General features: G+C 53.7%; 11 protein-coding genes. 5 read left to right on the top strand and 6 right to left on the bottom strand.

Annotated features, from left to right (window positions below; all coding sequences use genetic code 11):
• Nucleotides 1-38: 38 nt before the first annotated feature.
• Nucleotides 39-2,786: an alpha/beta hydrolase family protein gene (locus SAMA_RS12655; RefSeq protein WP_083766449.1), complete on the top strand. Its 2,748-nt coding sequence runs from the start codon at nt 39-41 to the stop codon at nt 2,784-2,786.
• Between the two features lie 79 nt (nt 2,787-2,865).
• Here the strand turns inward: SAMA_RS12655 and SAMA_RS12650 are convergent, their stop codons facing one another.
• From SAMA_RS12650 to SAMA_RS12630, 5 genes are all read right to left on the bottom strand, one after another.
• A complete protein-coding gene (locus SAMA_RS12650) occupies nt 2,866-3,255 on the bottom strand; it encodes a DUF3192 domain-containing protein (protein WP_011760532.1) in 390 nt (129 codons plus the stop codon).
• 158 nt (nt 3,256-3,413) lie between these two features.
• Nucleotides 3,414-4,175, bottom strand: a complete 762-nt coding sequence (xni, locus tag SAMA_RS12645) for a flap endonuclease Xni (RefSeq protein ID WP_011760531.1) — start codon at nt 4,173-4,175, stop codon at nt 3,414-3,416.
• Complete coding sequence (gene ppnN / locus SAMA_RS12640) at nt 4,172-5,527, bottom strand: nucleotide 5'-monophosphate nucleosidase PpnN (protein ID WP_011760530.1); 1,356 nt, start codon at nt 5,525-5,527, stop codon at nt 4,172-4,174. Before ppnN ends, xni begins: the two co-directional genes overlap by 4 nt.
• Before the next feature lie 46 nt (nt 5,528-5,573).
• A complete protein-coding gene (locus SAMA_RS12635; protein WP_011760529.1) occupies nt 5,574-7,130 on the bottom strand; it encodes a GGDEF domain-containing protein in 1,557 nt (518 codons plus the stop codon).
• A gap of 142 nt (nt 7,131-7,272) precedes the next feature.
• Nucleotides 7,273-9,423, bottom strand: a complete 2,151-nt coding sequence (locus SAMA_RS12630; protein ID WP_011760528.1) for a tetratricopeptide repeat protein — start codon at nt 9,421-9,423, stop codon at nt 7,273-7,275.
• 139 nt (nt 9,424-9,562) lie between these two features.
• On the opposite strand from SAMA_RS12630, the gene SAMA_RS12625 reads away from it, so the two are divergent.
• Both SAMA_RS12625 and SAMA_RS12620 read left to right on the top strand, forming a co-directional pair.
• Complete coding sequence (locus tag SAMA_RS12625; RefSeq protein WP_049758011.1) at nt 9,563-11,374, top strand: M61 family metallopeptidase; 1,812 nt, start codon at nt 9,563-9,565, stop codon at nt 11,372-11,374.
• Between the two features lie 213 nt (nt 11,375-11,587).
• Nucleotides 11,588-14,842, top strand: a complete 3,255-nt coding sequence (locus SAMA_RS12620) for a S41 family peptidase (RefSeq protein ID WP_011760526.1) — start codon at nt 11,588-11,590, stop codon at nt 14,840-14,842.
• 107 nt (nt 14,843-14,949) lie between these two features.
• Here SAMA_RS12620 and SAMA_RS12615 read toward each other — a convergent pair whose 3' ends face one another.
• Nucleotides 14,950-15,387: an OsmC family protein gene (locus tag SAMA_RS12615; RefSeq protein ID WP_011760525.1), complete on the bottom strand. Its 438-nt coding sequence runs from the start codon at nt 15,385-15,387 to the stop codon at nt 14,950-14,952.
• A gap of 406 nt (nt 15,388-15,793) precedes the next feature.
• Here SAMA_RS12615 and SAMA_RS12610 point away from each other — a divergent pair, with 406 nt between their 5' ends.
• Together SAMA_RS12610 and tnpA are read left to right on the top strand one after the other, a co-directional pair.
• The gene (locus SAMA_RS12610; protein WP_011760524.1) at nt 15,794-17,374 is read left to right on the top strand and encodes a S8 family serine peptidase; all 1,581 of its coding nucleotides are present in this window, start codon (nt 15,794-15,796) and stop codon (nt 17,372-17,374) included.
• A 217-nt stretch (nt 17,375-17,591) separates the two neighbouring features.
• Nucleotides 17,592-18,038: an IS200/IS605-like element ISSham1 family transposase gene (tnpA, locus tag SAMA_RS12605; RefSeq protein WP_011758714.1), complete on the top strand. Its 447-nt coding sequence runs from the start codon at nt 17,592-17,594 to the stop codon at nt 18,036-18,038.
• Nucleotides 18,039-18,083: the final 45 nt, after the last annotated feature.

The raw sequence follows: 18,083 nt of genomic DNA, 5'->3' as shown, positions 1-18,083 counted from the left end.
GTCTGAGTTTGCCTGCCCTGGCAGCGCCTTCGGGCAACATGCAAGTTCAGGACATCATGAAATTCGAATCTCTCAAAAAACCTGTGATTGCCGATAATGGTTCACTGGTGGCGGTGGAAGTGGCGCCGGACAGAGGGGATAGCCGTACGTTGGTGCATTCAACCACAGGTAAACGCCAATTGAGCGTTGCCGGTGCTTCAAAGCCTGTCGTCAGTGCCGATGGCCGGTATGTGGCCATGGTGCTGGAACCATCGCTGCTTGAAAAAGAAACCAGCGATGCCAAAGCCCGTAAAAAATTGAAAGACGGCATGGTATTGGTTGAAGTTGCCACTGGTAAAGAGCAGCGTTTTTCCCGGGTGAAGGAGTTTACCTTCAACGATGCCGGTACTGTGCTTGCTGTCTGGTTTGAGGCCGAGGAAGACAAAAAAGATAAGGCCGATGATAAGGCCCCCGATAATGCTTCGGTGGCCGAAGCTAAGCCCCAAACTGCGGAAGACAACCTTAAAAAGCCCAAGGTGGATAAGGCCGACAAGGGCTCGCCACTGACGCTGATAGCCCTCAATAGTGGCAAACAGCTTGAATTACAAGATATCACTGCCTATGCCTTTGACAAGAAAGGTAAATCAGCCGCGGTGTTGGTAAATGATGTTGCGCAGGCTAAGCATCAACTGTTGTCGGTTACCCTGAGTGACCTGAGCCAGCAACAAAAGTACAGCTCTGAATCTGAGCAACTGGGGGCATTAGCTATCAACCACGATGGCAGCCATATTGCCTTCAGCGCCGGAGTAGCCGCCGACAAGGTGGATGAGCGCCAGTACCGTCTTGGACTGGTGAACGACAAGGGGGATGTCCGCTTTGCCATGCATCCGGATGCCTGGGTGTTGAATCAATACTCGCAGCTGTCGTTTTCCGAAGACGGTGAGAGGCTGTATTTCGGCACAGTGCCCGAAGTCAGCAAGGTGCTGAGCCTGCAAAAATTCAGCGATGAGGCGAGTCTGTATGACACTGCGACTATCCGCGACAGCCGCGGTCTTAAGCTATGGCACGGTGATGACCCGCGGATTAAGCCCCATGAGATCAAGACCTATGATAAGTTGAAAAAGCAGACCCTGCTGGCCGTATGGCACCTGGCAGGCAATCAGGTGGTACAGCTTGCCACCCCTGAAGTGCCGGAAGCCAAACCCATAGAGTACGGCCGCTTTGTACTGGGCAGTTCCAGTGAACCTTACCTGAAAGAAATCACCTGGGCCGGGTTTTACAGCGATTTTTATCTTATCGATACCCTGAGTGGGGAGCGCACCGCAGTGGCGCTGCGTCAGCCATCAAACAGTGAACCCAACATTTCGCCCTATGGTCGCTATGCCGCGTATTTCCGGGAAGGGCAGGTACAGCTCCTGAATGTAGCTTCAAAGCAGCTGCGCGTGTTGAATGCCAATCTTGACGTGCCATTTGCCGATGAAGACCATGACTACCCCTCCGATGCGCCGGGTTATGGCTTTGGTCCCTGGCTGGCTGATGAAAGTGGTCTGCTGGTTTACGACAAATACGATATCTGGCAATTTGCTGCGGCAGATGCCAAGGCTCTGAAACTCACCTCGGGAAGAGACAAGGGCATCAGTTATCGGGTTGAGGGTCTGTATCAGGACAAAAACCAGGCGCCTGCCACGGTTAACACCAGTCAGAGTTTGCTTGTGAAAGGCTACAATGAGCGCACCAAGGCCGATGGTTTCTACCGGGTAACCCTGGGGAAAGATGGCCTTAAAACCCTGCATGCCAAAGAGGAAAAACTCAGCGTACTGGGCCGCGCCAAGCATGCCGACACCCTGGTTTTCAGCCGTGAGCGTTACGACCGTTTCCCCGACCTCTACAGCGCCGATGTGCTGGAGGTTGACGATGCCCGCCGTTTGACTGAGCTTGATGCTCAGCGCAGCAAATTTGGCTGGGGTAAGGCTGAACTGGTGCACTGGACCAATACCGACGGTAAGCCGCTCGATGGCGTGCTTATCAAACCTGCGGGTTATGAGGCTGGCAAGCGTTACCCTGTGCTGGTGTATTTCTATCGCTTTATGAGCGACCGACTGCATGCCTTCCCGTCGATGAACATCAACCACAGGCCGAATTTTGCCTGGTACGCCAACCAGGGTTACGCCATCTTCCTGCCGGATATCCGTTTTGAGGTGGGTTATCCGGGTAACAGCTCGGTGCAGGCGTTGACCTCGGGCGTTCAAAAGCTGATTGAAATGGGGATTGCCGAACCCACGGCCGTGGGCATTCAGGGCCACTCCTGGGGCGGTTATCAAACGGCCTTTGCCGTGACTCAGACTCACATCTTTGCCGCTGCCGTAACAGGAGCACCCGTAGGCAATATGACCAGTGCCTACAGTGGTATTCGTCATGGCACCGGATTGGCGCGTCAATTCCAGTATGAAACCGGCCAAAGCCGTATCGGCGAGAGTCTGATGCAGGCGCCGCTGAAATACGTGGAAAACTCGCCGGTATTTTATGCCGACCGTATCAAGACACCCATGATGATCATGTTCGGTGACAAGGACGATGCAGTGCCCTGGGAGCAGGGGGTTGAGTTGTATCTGGCCATGCGCCGTGCCGGTAAGGATGTGGTGTTGCTGCAATACGAGGGTGAGCCTCACCATCTTAAGCAATACGGTAACAAGCTGGACTACAGCATTCGTATGAAGGAATACTTCGACCACTACCTTAAAGGTGCCAAGGCGCCCGCGTGGTTGGAGCAGGGCGAACCCTATCGCGAGTACGCCAAAGAAGACTGACAGGCGTGATTGAATAAACACGTCCAGCATGAAAAAAAGCCGCCCCGAGGCGGCTTTTTTAACAAGCACGATGACTGTGTCAGATACCCGTTGGGGCCTCATCCAGATATTGCTTGTAAGTATCTGAGCCCCATGCAATCAGCTGATTATCTTTGAATAACAGTGGTGTACACTCATCCTTGGTGGTCACGCCATCTGATTTTTCATGGTGGGTGCGATAAAAGAGCACCTGCAGCGCACTGTCTTTTATTGATTTGGCTTCGCTGAAGTCCGGCGCGCCCAGCAGCTGGCGCACAGAGCCAATGTCCTGTCCTATCACCAGTTCGGCCAGCGCCTTGTTGTTGTATACCTGTCTGTCTTCCCAATCCATATTCTCAGGTGTTGGCTCGTACCCTATTGCCACCACAGCCACAAACGCCAGGTAGGCGGCAAATACTGAGCCTATCACCACGGGAGCCTTGCTTTTCATATCCCTTTTCCTCGTTACAGCTTTCGGCTTGCGCCGAAGATGCGGATAAAGATACTGCAAGGCGTGAAGGCGGTAAATAAGTTGTGTTATTTGTTACAAAATTGCCTGTAACGCTGAGGTGACTGACAGGACAAGGCCTGCCAAATCGAATGGCATCATCAGGAAGGATTGACTCTGAGATCGCTCAGCTTGAGGTGCAGCGGCAGTTCGGTTTGCAGTTTGGCCAACTTGTAGCTGAGGCGTGCCATATCGCGGCCTTCTCGTAACTTGTTGGCTTGCCTGCTGCCGAGGGTACCGAGGGAATGGTAAAGATTGGCAAGGCTGCGATAGGTGCGCAGTAATTCACTGGCAGACTTGGGGCCTATGCCGGGGATACCGGGAATTTTATTGCCGCTGTCGCCGCACAGGGCAATGTAATCGAGTAGCTGATGCCGCTCGATACCTAACTTGGCCTCGAATGCTTCAATATCAAAAAACTGGCCGGCGAAATGATCCCATTGCCTGATATGGGGTGACATCAGTTGCAAGAGTCCCTTGTCAGTAGACACGATAATGGCTTCACCGCCCGTTGCCGCCAGCTTGCAGGCAAGGGTAGCTATGATATCGTCTGCCTCAGAATCGGCGTTGACCGAGTGTACATCCAATGTTTCCAGTTTGGTTTTTAGTGCCGGCAACCCCTTGGCGAGGGCTTCGGGCATGGGTTTGCGACCTTTTTTATAGTCTTCGTACAGGTGTTTGCGCCATGAGATGGCATCGCCATCCCAGACGATGGCGCAGTGAGTGGGCTGATGACCCCGCAGTAATTTACGGCATGCCTGGGCGACCCTGTCATACAGGGTATCCATGTCGCCCTCATCGGGCAGGGCGGCATGGATACGGCGGACCAGATTTAATCCATCTATGATGAGCAGACGATTCATTTGACTATCTTGTAACAGGGTTCATAGGCGCTGCCGGGGAGTTTCATCCGCTGCTGACGGACAAAGGCCTGCAGCAAGTCGTCCATTAACGACATCAATCTGGGATCGCCCCGCAACTCAAAGGGACCATGGCGTTTGATGAGACGAATGGTTTCACCTTTCACGTTGCCTGCAACAATGCCTGAAAATGCCCGGCGCAGGTTAGCCGCAAGCTCGGCCTTATTGTGTTGAAAATACAGATGCAGGTTGGCCATCACTTCGTGTGTGGGGACAAAGGGCAGTTGAAACTCAGGCTCGATACGCAGTGACCATTGATAGGGATAGGCGTCGCCATTGGTCTTGCGAAACACCTTCACCTGCTCCATCCCTTCGCGCATCACCCGTGCCACTTCATCGGGGTTATCGATGATGATGTGGTATTTACTGCGTGCTTCCTCCCCCAGAGTCGCAGCAACAAATTCATCAATTTTAATGAAGTAGTCGGCGCTTTCTTTGGGACCGGTTAATACCAGTGGAAAGGGTATGTGCTCGTTGGCCTTGTTCAGCAGTATACCCAGTAGATACAGGAGTTCTTCGGCCGTGCCCGCCCCGCCGGGGAAAATCACTATGCCGTGACCCAAGCGCACAAAGGCCTCCAGTCGTTTTTCAATATCCGGCAATATCACCAGCTCGTTGACGATTTGATTGGGGGGCTCGGCGGCGATAATACTGGGCTCGGTGAGGCCAATGTATCTGGCGTTACAAATACGCTGTTTGGCGTGACCGATGGCAGCCCCCTTCATGGGGCCCTCCATGGCGCCGGGGCCACAGCCGGTGCAGATATCCAGCTTCCTCAAGCCCAACTGATAACCAACCTCACGGGTGTATTGGTACTCGAGGGCATTGATACTGTGGCCGCCCCAGCACACCACCACGTTGGGATCGTTCTTGGTCGGCAAGGCCCGGGCGTTTCTGAGGATATCAAACACCACGTTGGTGATGTGACTGGCATTGGTGAGGTTGATGTGTTTGAGATTATCGTACTTGTCGGCGATGTAGAGAATGTCTCTGAGCACAGAGAACAAATGCTCCTGAATGCCGGCGATGATTTGGCCATCCACAAACGCTTGTTCAGGCGGGTTGATAAGTTCAAGCTTTACCCCGCGCTCACGCTGCAGGATATTGATTTCAAAATCTTTGTATTTATCGAACAGCTCGGATGAGCTGTCGCTTTTCAGGCCTGAGGCCAATACGGCCAGTGAACAGTTCCGATAGAGTTGATAGAGGGGACTTTTGGCACTTTGCTTGAGACGATCGACTTCCAGCTGGGAAAGCTGATCCATGCTACCACGGGGACTGACTTTCACTATCATAGCAACTCCTTGGGCGTTGACAGGAGTTGCTTACTCCCCACCGGGGCTAGCAGTCGATAATCACCCTGTCTCTGCTCTCATGTTTGGCTTTGTAGAGGGCCGCGTCAGCTCGCTCGAAGGTTTCGTGAATGAGCTCATTATCCATTACCCGTGCGGCCCCTATGGATACTGTAACTGTAATTCTCTGATTTTTAAATTTAAATGGAATATTTTTTACTTTCTCACGCACCCGGTTCAGCAGTTGCACTATGTCAGTATCTGATACTTCAGGGATGAGCAGCACAAATTCTTCACCACCGTAGCGGGCCACGAACTCAGTATCCCGCAGCGAGTTCTTCAGCGCCATGGCTATGACCTGCAGAGTCTTATCGCCGGTGCTGTGGCCAAAGTTATCGTTGATGGACTTGAAGTGGTCTATGTCGGCCACTGCTACCCACAGGGGGTGCTTATGGCGCTGGAAGCTTCGGAATTCCTGCTCCATGCGCTCTTCCAGTGCAGCCCGATTGGGCAATTGGGTGAGCGTATCCAGTAGATTCAGCTTTTGCTGTTCAAACAAGCGCTCTTTATAGTTGCTGGCTTCTTCAGCAAGTTCATTGAGTTCTTTGCGCATGGTCTCCATCGACTTGCGCAGCAAGGCTTGTTCTCTTTGCTCCAGGGCTTCTTTACGGGACAGTGCCGAGCGCAGGCTGGACAGCTGCTCGGTAATTTGAAACTTGAGCGTAGTGATATCTTCGATATCCACTATGGCTTCGCCAACGTTATCAACCCGGGAGTTGATTTCACGATTCAGTTGATGCTTGAGCTGATGACTGCGCTGAGTATGGTTATAGGAGTCTGAGACGACTTCGCGCACTGCAGACAAGGCATCATTCAGGGCATAGAGGAATTCCTGAGAGGCGCTTTTCTCTCGGGCGATATTATCAACCAGCAGGGACAGTATGGTTTGATAGGCATCCATCAGCCCCTCAACATCTATCTCACCGGCCAACATTTCTTTAATCACCAGCACCTGATCGCGCTGGTCTTTGCGAAACTCGATTTCGGAGATGATTTGGGCCAGCTCATGGGCCAGTTGACGGTGTTTGGGCAGCACTGCCAAAGGTTCGCCGGAATTAAACTGTGCCGACAGTATCTCTTCGTAAAACGCCATCAACTTTTCGACCTTGGGGATATATTCCCACACGGTGTGCAGAGGCTTGGAGAGATCCTGTTTGAAGTAGGCGACTTCTTTTTTGAGTTTGTCGGGTGCGGACTCGACACGTTGAATTTGGCGTACTACCCGTCCAAGGCCTGCTCGACTGTCTTCGAGCTGTGCCATGACATGGTGGTATTGGCCCTTGAGCAAGCGCTCCACTTCGACAATATCCGGCAGGGCATCGTCGAGCTTTTCGTAGGTAGTCAGTTGGTGGCGTAACTTGGCAAGCCGGTTATCCAACTCCAGATTTTGCCCTTTGCAGGCCAGGCTCAGATTGGAAATGAACTGCAGCAGGGTTTGCAACTTGGCGTTGCGATCTTCATTGAGCTCATCCAACGCCACCTTTGCAGAATGGAGTTTCTGTTTGAGTAGCGTGATTTGCGAAATCGCTTCGTTGGCGTCCTTCATGCAGAATGCTTTCCTGACCGAATAAACTGACTGTGTTTTCTCATGCTGAACCGGCATTTTGTCCACTGGATTAATGGTATCGCAATCAACCCAGAGTGCAAACGTAAGCTGCATCCCGGTGCAGAATATTTGACTGAAATCATCAATTAATTAATGGATCATCCGCTGGCACAGGTGTCTGCCATTGGGGCCAGACAATTTTATCCTTGTCGCCGTTGGTTTCCACCCGAATAAGGCCGCGGCCGATGCTTTTTTCCAGGTGTAAATACAGGGGGTGACCGAAGACCGCTGAAGGCGTAAAGTCCAGCGCCCATAAGGTGACGTAAAGGTCTTTGTCTTCATCCAGTGACAAGGCGCCAGCCATTGCCAATTCAAGTACTTCTATATGATTGTTATCCGGTATCAAAAGTTCCGGATTTGGCAGTAAGGGCAGGTTAATAAAGCTGAGCTGCAGCCGGCCTTCGATATGAGGAACTTGGTTTCTGAGGTTGAAGAGCAGCGCATCTGCAGCCTTGATAGGTTCATCGAAACTTAAGCCAATAAGACCCGGGCGTATTACATAGGTTTTGATACCCGGCAGTTTTTCAATGGCGTTTACTGTTTCCTGCGCCGCTTCCACCATGCGTTTATGGCCAAGTCGGATATCAGACTCACATAAGCTGGCTATTCGCAGCAGTGCCACAGCCTTGGTTTTTGGTTTTTTGATGGCACTGCGAAGGGCAGGCAAACCGGGGTGTGCCGTGGCTCCGTCCAGGGGCAGTTTATGCTTTAACGATGCAATTTTGGCCTTAAGTTCCCAACGCGAGCGACGATAGTGCCACACCATGGTTGCCAGAGTGAGCACCAGCATCAGGCTGCCGGCCAGCAGTATAGTGCGCTCCCTGAGATGGGCATGGCTTTCTTGCAGCTGCTCATTCTTTTGATGTAAATCCAGCTTGAGTTTTTGTTCTGTCAGCGCCGACGTGCTTGGATTGGCAGCCACCTGAGGGGCGGCTTCTTCTTGTTGCAAACTGATAATGTGTTGTTGGAAATCCAGGGCACCTTGCCAGTCTGCAAGGGCTTTGGCGGCAATGACTTTTTGGCTGAGGGACTCGATCAGCACATCTTTAAGAGACTGCTGACGGGCAAGGTCGTAGGCCATGTCTGCATGCTCACGGCAGAGCTGCCACTGGGATAACTTACAGAAGGTTTTGGCAATCAAAGCTTCGTTATACACCAAAAAGTGCTTCATTTTCCGCTCCGCAAACATCTGATTGGCTTGCTGCAGATAATTCAGCGACAGTTCCAGTTCACCCAGCTCACCATAGGCTTCTCCCAGGTTGTGGAAGTTACGGGCAAGGGCGGAATAATTGCCACTGCGTCTGTCTACCTGCAGGGCATTGAGGTAATAGTCGATGGCCTTGTTCCACTCGTTATTACCTGCATGGGTCATGGCGATGACCGTCAGGGTAGCCGACAGGAAGTTTTCGCTGCCTATCTGACCAAAGGTTTCGGCAGCATCGTGGGCATGGCTCAAGGCTTCGCTGCGGTGCCCTAAATCACGGTACACCTTGGCCAGCTGCATTTGCAGAAACGCACGCTGGAAAGGATGATGTTCCTGATCCGAAAGCCGCAAGGCTTCGCTGTAATGCTGCAACGCCTTGGTCAGTTCCTGCTTTTTGTTGTAGTACTTGCCAAGCTCAGCTTCGGCGTTGGCTATCAGATAGTCATCGCGAAGTTGATAGGCCTGATCGCGGAATTTCTGCAGATGCACCAGAGCGGTTACGTCCTGATTGATCATCAGATACATACCACCGAGCTGCTCATGCAGGTTGAGCCTCAGCACCTGCGAGGCCAGACTCTGGCTTTCCTGATCCTGAGTAAGCGCCTGAATGAAATAACCGGCCGCTTCTTCGAACTTGAGTTCAAGCCTGCCCAGCATCCGCCCTCTGAGCATCAGTGCCATGGCTTTTTCGTAGGGCGTAGCTGCTGACTTTTCCAGTGAACTGACAATCAGCTCAAGGTCATGGGCCTTGTTGGCATTTTCAACATTGGGTTGCAAATTGGCTCGGGCAATCAGGGCGAGGAGTTCTGCAAGTTCTTCTACCGATAAGCCTTGTTCTTTTGCGTAAGCACTGAATGCTGCACGGGTTTCAAGCACTGATGGGGGGAGCGGCAGCGACGCATTGACCCGGTCAAAAATCTGCTGCGGTGACTCTCTAAGTTCAACTTCTTCCGACTTGAGGTCTCTGGCGAGTGCAAAATGGGATAAGCACAAAAATAACAGCGAAAAAGCCAATAAAATGAGTCGCATAAATTATCCGTTGCTCAAGTCTGCCCCTGCAAAAATCAGGAAATTGTCAGCATTTGTGACATCAGGATGAGGGGAGATGAATGTCTTGTTATACTCAAGCCCTTTTATTGGATTCCATCATACCTATAAGGACAACAGAGTGGAACAAAAGTTAACTGCCTTTTTACCCTTGTCACTGTTTATTTCGACTTGTGCATTTGCCGGTGTGGATTATCACATCGATCTTTCTTCTCCGACCCATCATCTGGCCAAAGTCGAAGTACGTTTTCCCAAGGTGGAGGCCGGAGACTTTCCGGTGAATTTACCCGTATGGCGAACCGGTAAATATCAGGTGTTGCCTCTGGCTGACGGCGTGCGCGCCTTTCAGGCCATAGATGCCAGTGGCAATGCTGTGCCGTGGCGACGCAGCGCCAGCGGCGAGTGGGTGTTGAGTCTGCCCGTGGCGTCGGAAGTGACAGTGTCCTATCAGCTCTATGCCGACGAGCTTGGGCTCAGAACCCGCCATATTGATGCCACCCATGCTTATCTGGATGCCAGCAGCGTGTTTATGTACAGTCCAAAGTTTCGGGATCAGGAACTCAGTGTCAGTCTCACGGTTCCGGAAGGCTGGCAAAGCTATTCGGGGATGAGCAAGGGGGACGGTGCCCACAGCTTTGTGGCGCCCAACTACGATGTGCTGGTGGACTCACCCATCGAAACCGGTGTAAGCCATCACCGTCGTTTTTCATCCGCCAAGCGTGACTATGAGCTGGTTGTGTGGGGAGAGGGGAACTATGACCTGGATAAAATGGTCACCGACTTGACCAAGCTTGGCACCCAGGCCAGCGCCATATGGGACGGTTTCCCCTTCGAGCGTTATGTTTATATGGTGCACGCCACCAGTGGAGCCCGGGGGGCCACCGAGCATCTCAACTCCACCGTCATTCAGCTGCCGCGTTTTATGTTCCGTGAGCGCAAGGACTATCTGAGATTTATCTCCACCGCCTCCCACGAGTTTATCCATACCTGGAACGTGAAAGCCTATCGCCCAGCCGGTTTGGTGCCCTATGACTATCAACAGGAAGGACTGACCTCTTTGCTGTGGATAGCCGAAGGCTCCACCAGTTACTTTCAGCATCAGCTGCTGGCGCGGGCGGGCGTGATCACCGCCAAAGAGCTGCTGGAAGATATCGCCGGGCGTATTGACCGTCATCAGCAAACCCCCGGCCGTGAAATCCAGTCGGTGGCCGAGGCCAGTCTCGGGGAGTGGGTTGCTCAGGGCGGCGATTATGCCCATAACCACAGCGTAAACATTTACTCTGAGGGGTATATGGCGTCGCTGGCCCTGGATATGGCGATTCTCTCTGATACCAAACTCAAGCACTCCTATCGCGACGTCCACCGGGCCTTATACCGTGATTTTGCTGTGCCCAAGGGCTACCGCGTCGACGATGTTAAAGGCATTCTGACCCAACTGACCGGCAAGGACTATGGCCCCTGGTGGCAGAGTCATATCGATTCCCCCATGGTGCTGGATTTTGATGAGCTGTTGTCCCGCGCCGGGTTGAGACTGGTTTATGGCAAAGACGACGGCGATGGCAAAACCAAAGTCTACCCGGGCTTTAGCCTGGTATCAGGCAGTCTCAAGCTGCAAACTCTCGATAGGGGTGGCAAGGCATGGGAAGCAGGCCTGGTTGCCGGTAACGAGCTGGTTGCCATCAATGGTCTCAAGGTCACGGGTGAGGGCTTTGATAAACGTCTGGCCGATTTCAAGGCAGGCGACAGCATCACTGTGACCTACTTTGCTGACGACAGCCTCAAGCAGACCACATTGGTACTTGGCGAGCGGCCGGAGGGTAAAGCGGCGCTCAAACCGCTGGAGAAGGTGTCTGACAAGCAAAAGGCCTTCTTCAAGGCCTGGCTGGGCATCGACTGGCCGTTCGACAAAAAAGGCGAGTTCAGAAAGAGTTGATGAAAGGCCGGCGCAAGCCGGCTTTTTTATTCCCAAGGCCATCGCCGGTGTTTGCAAAAACAGGACAGTGTTGCACAGGACACATTTGCTAAAACTTCTGTGGCCTAATTCAGCTGACGGGGCCACTTCGCTTTGATAGTGTCTGGGCTTGCATTTGTGTCCGGTACAGACTCCTTTCAACATCACCAATAAAAACGACAGGATAACCACCCAATGAAACTTCGCCTCTCCGTTGCCGGCTGCTTGCTGGCCCTGGGAACCTTAGGCCTGCCAGCCCACGGCAGCGACGGTTATTACCGCTTTCCCGAACTGCACAACGATACCCTGGTATTTACCGCCGAAGGAGACCTTTGGTTAAATCGTCTCGGCCAGGCTCAGGCCAGCCGTCTGACCAGCCAAAGTGCCGAGGAATCCCAGGCCCGCATTTCTCCGGACGGAACTCAGGTCGCCTTTGTCGCCAACTACGATGGCACTGATGAGGTGTATCTGATGCCCATCGGTGGCGGAGAAGCCAAGCGGGTGAGTTTTGAAAACAGTCGGGTAAGGTTACAGGGCTGGAGTCAGGACGGACGGGTACTCTATGCCACCGACAACGCATTTGGTCCTGCCAATTACTGGGTGCTGCGACTGGTCGATCCCAAGACCCTCAAAACAGAAGATTTGCCGCTGGCCGATGCCATTGAAGGCGCCATGGACGACAAGGGGCAGTATCTGTATTTCGTCCGTTTTGGTCTGCAGGCAACAGGCGATAATGCCAAGGTGTATCGCGGTGGCGCCAGGGGGGAGCTGTGGCGCTATGAGCTTGGCAGCAATAAAGAAGCCGAGCGTTTGCTGGAAGGCCACCCAGGTTCGCTGCGCCAGCCCATGCCATGGGAGGGACGTCTTTACTTCATCAGCGACGCCGATGGCAACGATAACCTCTATTCGGTGACGCCCGGTGGCGATGACCTGCGTCAGCACAGTCAGTACAAGGACTTCCAAATCCGCGCCGCCCGCATCAATAACGGCAAGCTGGTATTTCAGATGGGCGCCGATATTCGGGTCATGGATATTGCCAGCGGTAAAGACGAGGTTTTGCCACTGACGCTGACATCCGACTTCACCGCCCGCCGAGCTCGCTGGGTCAATAACCCCATGGATTATGTGTCGGACGTGCGCCTGGCTCCCTCCGGCGATAAGGCGGTTATCACTGCCCGCAGCAAAGTCGCCATTGCCGCCACCGACGGGCGCCGTCTGGTGCAGGTCGGCGTGCCTGCCGACAGCCGTATACGCAATGCCGTGCTCAGCCACGATGGTCAGTCCGTATTTGGGATCAGTGATGCCAGTGGTGAGCAAGAGCTGTGGCGCTTCCCTGCCGATGGCAGTGATGGCGGTGTGCAGTTGACTCAGGATGCGAGTGCCATGCGAATGAGTCTGGTCTTGTCCCCCGATGGCCGTTATCTTGCTCACGATGATTACGACGGCAATCTGTACCTGTACGACATTAAAAAGGGCACCAACAGCCGCATTGTGACCGGACATCAGGGCTTGGGACCCTACGGCGACATTATTTGGTCACCCGATAGCCGCTTCTTGGCGCTTGGGATGAATGTCATGGGGCAAAACCGCGGTCAGATAGTGCTCTACAGCCTGGAAGAGAAGCGTCAGGCAAGCCTGACCAGCGATAAATACGAGTCTTTCTCGCCAGCCTTCAGCCGTGATGGTGAATGGCTGTATTTCCTGTCCAACCGCGAATTTAACGCTACCCCCGGCTCGCCTTGGGGCGACCGCAACATGGGGCCGGTGTTTGATAAGCGCACCGGCGTGTTTGCCCTGGCACTGCGACAGGATGCCCGTTTTGCCTTTGAGCGTCCGACCGAACTGACGGCAAGCCCCAAGGCGGCCGATGGCGACAAGCCGGTCAGCCTCAAGGTTGATTGGCCGGGATTGGAAGGGCGTTTGTGGCAAGTGCCTGTGGGCACGGGCAACTTCAGCAATCTGACCCTGGGCGCCGACCGCCTGTACCTGCTTGATGGTGATATTGCCGGTAATCAATCGGCACTCAAGGTTGCTAAATTTGACGGCCTGGCGCCCAAGCTCGATACCTTCAGCGACGATATCGGCAGTTATGTTTTGTCGACGGATGGCAAAAAGTTGCTGTTGTCGAAAAAGAGCAACCCCAACGAACTCCTGATTGTTGATGCCGGTGACAAACTGCCGGGCGACCTTGCCAACGCCAGGGTACGTACCCAGGACTGGCAGCTGGAGCTCAATCCCAAGGCGGAATGGCAACAGATATTTGATGATGCCTGGCTCATGCACCGGGATTCTTTCTTTGACAAAAACATGCGCGGCGTAGATTGGAAAGCCATGCGTGCCCGTTATCTGCCCCTGGTCGACCGGGTGACGGACCGTCACGAACTCAATGACATCTTTATGCAAATGATGGGCGAGCTGGATGCGCTGCACTCACAGGTGCGTGGCGGCGATATGCCAAAGGATCCAAACCGTCCCCAGCCAGCTGCTCTCGGTGCCCGTTTTGCCCAGCGTGACAGCGGTGTGGTGATTGAGCACATCATGAAGACCGACCCGGAACTGCCCTCCATGGCGGCGCCTTTGGCACGTCCGGGGGTGGATGCCCGCGAAGGAGACTTTATCAGCGCCATTAACGGCCGCAAGGTTGAAACCGTCGCGGATGTGGCGAGTTTGCTGCGAAATCAGGGGGGCAAGCAGGTACTGCTGACGCTCAAACGCGGCAGTAAGACACATCAGACCGTGGTCTTGCCGGTATCCGCGCAGGATGAAGCGGGGCTCAGGTATCAGGACTGGGTGAATCACAATGCCGCCGAGGTGGCCAATGCCAGCAGTGGCAAGATTGGCTACCTGCACCTCTATGCCATGGGTGCAGGTGACATCGCCAGCTTTGCCCGGGAGTTTTATGCCAACTTCGATAAAGAAGGCCTGATTATCGATGTGCGCCGCAACCGTGGCGGCAATATCGACAGCTGGGTCATTGAAAAATTACTGCGCAAAGCCTGGGCATTTTGGCAGCCAACCCATGGGGATGCCAACAGCAACATGCAGCAGGCCTTCCGTGGCCATTTGGTGGTGCTGACCGATCAGCTGACGTATTCCGACGGTGAAACCTTCTCTGCCGGTATCAAGGCGCTGGGACTGGCGCCCCTGGTGGGCAAGCAAACTGCGGGGGCTGGTGTGTGGCTCTCTGGCCGAAATAGCCTGTCAGACAAGGGCATGGCGAGGGTGGCCGAATACCCTCAATACGCCGTCGATGGCCGTTGGGTGTTGGAAGGCCGTGGTGTGAGCCCGGATATTGAAGTCGATAACCTCCCGGTAGCCACCTTCAAAGGTGAAGATGCGCAGCTCGCCAAGGGGATTAGTTTGCTCAAGGCGAAGATTGCCGCCGAGCCTGTGCCTGACTTCAAAGCCAAGCCCATGCCGCAAAGGGGCGAGGCTGACGATATCAAGTAGGCGATAACCAATTAAAGGAAAAAATAGGGCGACAGTTGTCGCCCTCAGGTTCAGGGCTGTACCGGCAACGTAGTTCCCAGTCGGTACGGCCCGTTTTTTATGGCTGCTTAAAAGCGGATTTCCACTTCACAATCAAGACTGTTGGCGATAAAGCAGTTGGCATGGGCTTTTTCGTGCATCTTTTCCAGGGTGTCGCGGCTTACCTCCACCCCATCCATAAATTCCACCGTGGGATTGAGCTGCATATAGGTCACGGCCAGCTTGCCACTGTCGCGTTTCCCAAGTTCTGCCGATGCACAGTCCTCATAGCTTTTCACTGGCAGTCGTTTAAGGTGCGCAATTGCCAGGAAGGTGAGCATATGGCATGACGACAGCGCAGCCAGCAGGCTTTCCTCCGGGTTCACCATGGCGGGATTCCCCTTGTATTCCGGTGCAGAGGAAGCCTCGATGGTCTGGCCGCTGCCAAAGGTGATGTGGTGATCGCGGCTGAACTCGCCCTCGGGGGTGTCGCTGGCCTGCCAGCGGGTTTGCAAACGAAAACTCAAGATAATCTCCTTATTCGACTGGGCGTGTGGCGCGGCAATAAGCAAGTGATGCTGTTGCAGCCTGAGGCACTGTGCCCCGCCACGGATCGCCTTAAAGATACGCGACCCTGTGCCATGGGGTAAAGGCTCCGGGCACAGGTGCTTTGGCAAAGTAAACATTGGGGGCTTGGCAAGGTATGCACCGTCGTTAGCGGTAATAACTGCTCCGCTTGTTATTCCAGACGGGATTATTTCCGGCAACAGGTTCTGTCTGCTCAGACGAATTATTTCTATTCGTCAGTCAAAAGTTGTCGTTCTGACGGCTTCTGCCTATAAGTGAAGTTATAGCCTGTGTGAAAGTGTGGACGTTGAGGGTGGTTAAGGGAATGACACGGGCAGGGCATCAACAGATTCACGGGAGCAGGGCATGCATTCAACCAAGTTGTCTTTGTCTTCACTGCTGGTTTGCGTATTGTCTGGCATAAGTCTGGGCGTAACCGCTGCGGCGTCGAATGAAGAGTCCCGCGTTATTGTGAAGTTTAAATCTGGGATGGGACCCCAAGCCAAAGCCAGTATCCGTGCGGCGGGAGGCACTTTGATGTTGGACCTCTCACGCCACGATGCCGCCGCTTTTTTACTGCCTGCCAGCGCTGTACAAGGGCTGTCGCATCACCCTCTTATCGAGTATCTCGAAGCCGATGTGCTGCGTTACCCCCTGTCACAATCCGAGCCTTATGGCATTGCCATGGTACAGGCCAATTTGTTGTTGCCTGGGGTTAATAGTGCAGCCAACCGCACTGTGTGCATCATAGACTCGGGCATCGACATGGGGCATGAAGATCTCCCCAACAATCGACTCACCGGCACCTATGATGCTGGAACCGGTGATTGGGGCAGCGATGAAAATCACCACGGCACCCATGTGGCGGGCACCATAGCCGCGGTGAATAATGACCTTGGGGTGATAGGGGTGCATTCAGGCAGTGCCCTGAATCTGCATATCATTAAAGTCTTTGACGCCAATGGCTGGGCGTACTCTTCAAGTTTGGTGGCCGCACTCGATAAGTGCATCGACGCCGGTGCCAATGTCATCAATATGAGTTTGGGCGGTCCCCTTAAAAGCCGCACCGAAGACAGGGCATTCGCAGACGCCGAGACCCTGGGAGTACTCAGCGTGGCAGCTGCCGGAAACGACGGCAACACGCGGCATTCCTATCCGGCTTCCTACAATGCCGTGGTTTCGGTTGCGGCCCTCGATGAAAACAAGCAGGTTGCGGATTTTTCCCAGCGTACCAGTCAGGTGGAGTTGTCGGCGCCGGGCGTAGGCGTGCTTTCTACCCTGCCCATGGGGCAGGCAGAAGTGGCCAGTGTGTCTGCCGGTGCCAGCGATTTTGAAGCCAACGCCATGGAGGGCAGCCCCTATGGAAGCGAGACTGCCATGCTTGCCGACTGCGGGTTTGGCGACAATATCTGCAACGCATCAGGGCAGCTTTGCCTGATCAGTCGCGGGAATATCAGCTTTGCCGACAAGGTACAGAACTGCGCCGCAGGCGGTGGTGTTGGCGCCATCATCTATAACAATGTCGCAGGCGATCTCTATGGGACCCTTGGAGGCGTTAACACCACAATTCCTTCTGTTGGGGTGTCGGATACCACAGGTGCTGCCTTGCAGCAGACCACGGGTCAGGTTGCCACCCTCAATGTGGCACAGGGAAACTATGCCAGGTTCAGTGGCACCTCCATGGCAACGCCTCACGTTGCCGGTGTCGCAGCGCTGGTTTGGGGGCTGCACACCAATTGCAGCAACACAGAAATCCGCTCGGCGTTAAGGGCTACAGCAGAAGACTTGGGGCCAACAGGACGGGATGACGCATACGGGTATGGTTTGGTTCGCGCTTTGGCGGCACATGACTACCTGATTGCCCACCCGTGCACCGGTGGCCAGGGAACTGGCGGAGGCTCGGGCACCGGTGGCAGCTGCAAGGGGAAAAACAAGCAATGTAACTGATAGCCATCTTGCTGCATCAGTCTGCCCTGCGGGTTGCAACAGCACCATGGCTACTCCTTCTCCACATTGCGCGTGGCCCTTTGGCCACGCGTTTTTTATTGTCACTCTAAAACCACCTCCTATGGAGGTGGTGATCGTTCTAGTGGGGCTTTGCCCGTAGAATGCCCATGCTAAATACTCCCTCGGTTTGTTACCAGCAAATCAAGGAGTAAGTAGCATGAGCAGATATGAATCCGCGTCTCACGTGTTCTATCGCTGTCAGTATCACCTCGTTTGGACACCGAAGTACAGGTACAAAATCCTAAAAGGTAATCTTGGCAAAGAGCTTTATCGAAGTATCTATGTTTACTGCAACATGAAGAAATGCAGAGTCGTAGAACTGAATGTGCAGGAAGATCATGTTCATCTAGTAGTCAGAACTCCACCGAGTCTAAGCGTGTCGGACTTAATGGGTTTTGTAAAAGGAAGAACGGCAATCAGAATGTTTGCGAAATTTCCGTATTTGAGAAAGCAAAAGCTCTGGGGGAATCACTTTTGGCAAAGAGGCTATTTTGTTGACTCGGTAGGAGCGAATGAAGAGATAATCCGCAGATATGTACGGCACCAAGAAAAGACAGCCAAAGAAGAAGAGAAACGGCAGATAGCATTGGGGCTAGAAGGTTAGTTTTTAAGCCCCCTTTTAGGGGGCCGTGTCAAAGCCACCTGCTAT

This window comes from Shewanella amazonensis SB2B (assembly GCF_000015245.1).
Lineage (GTDB): Bacteria > Pseudomonadota > Gammaproteobacteria > Enterobacterales > Shewanellaceae > Shewanella > Shewanella amazonensis.
Note: the sequence above shows the minus strand (reverse complement) of the source record. Positions and strands in the feature narration are given on the sequence as shown.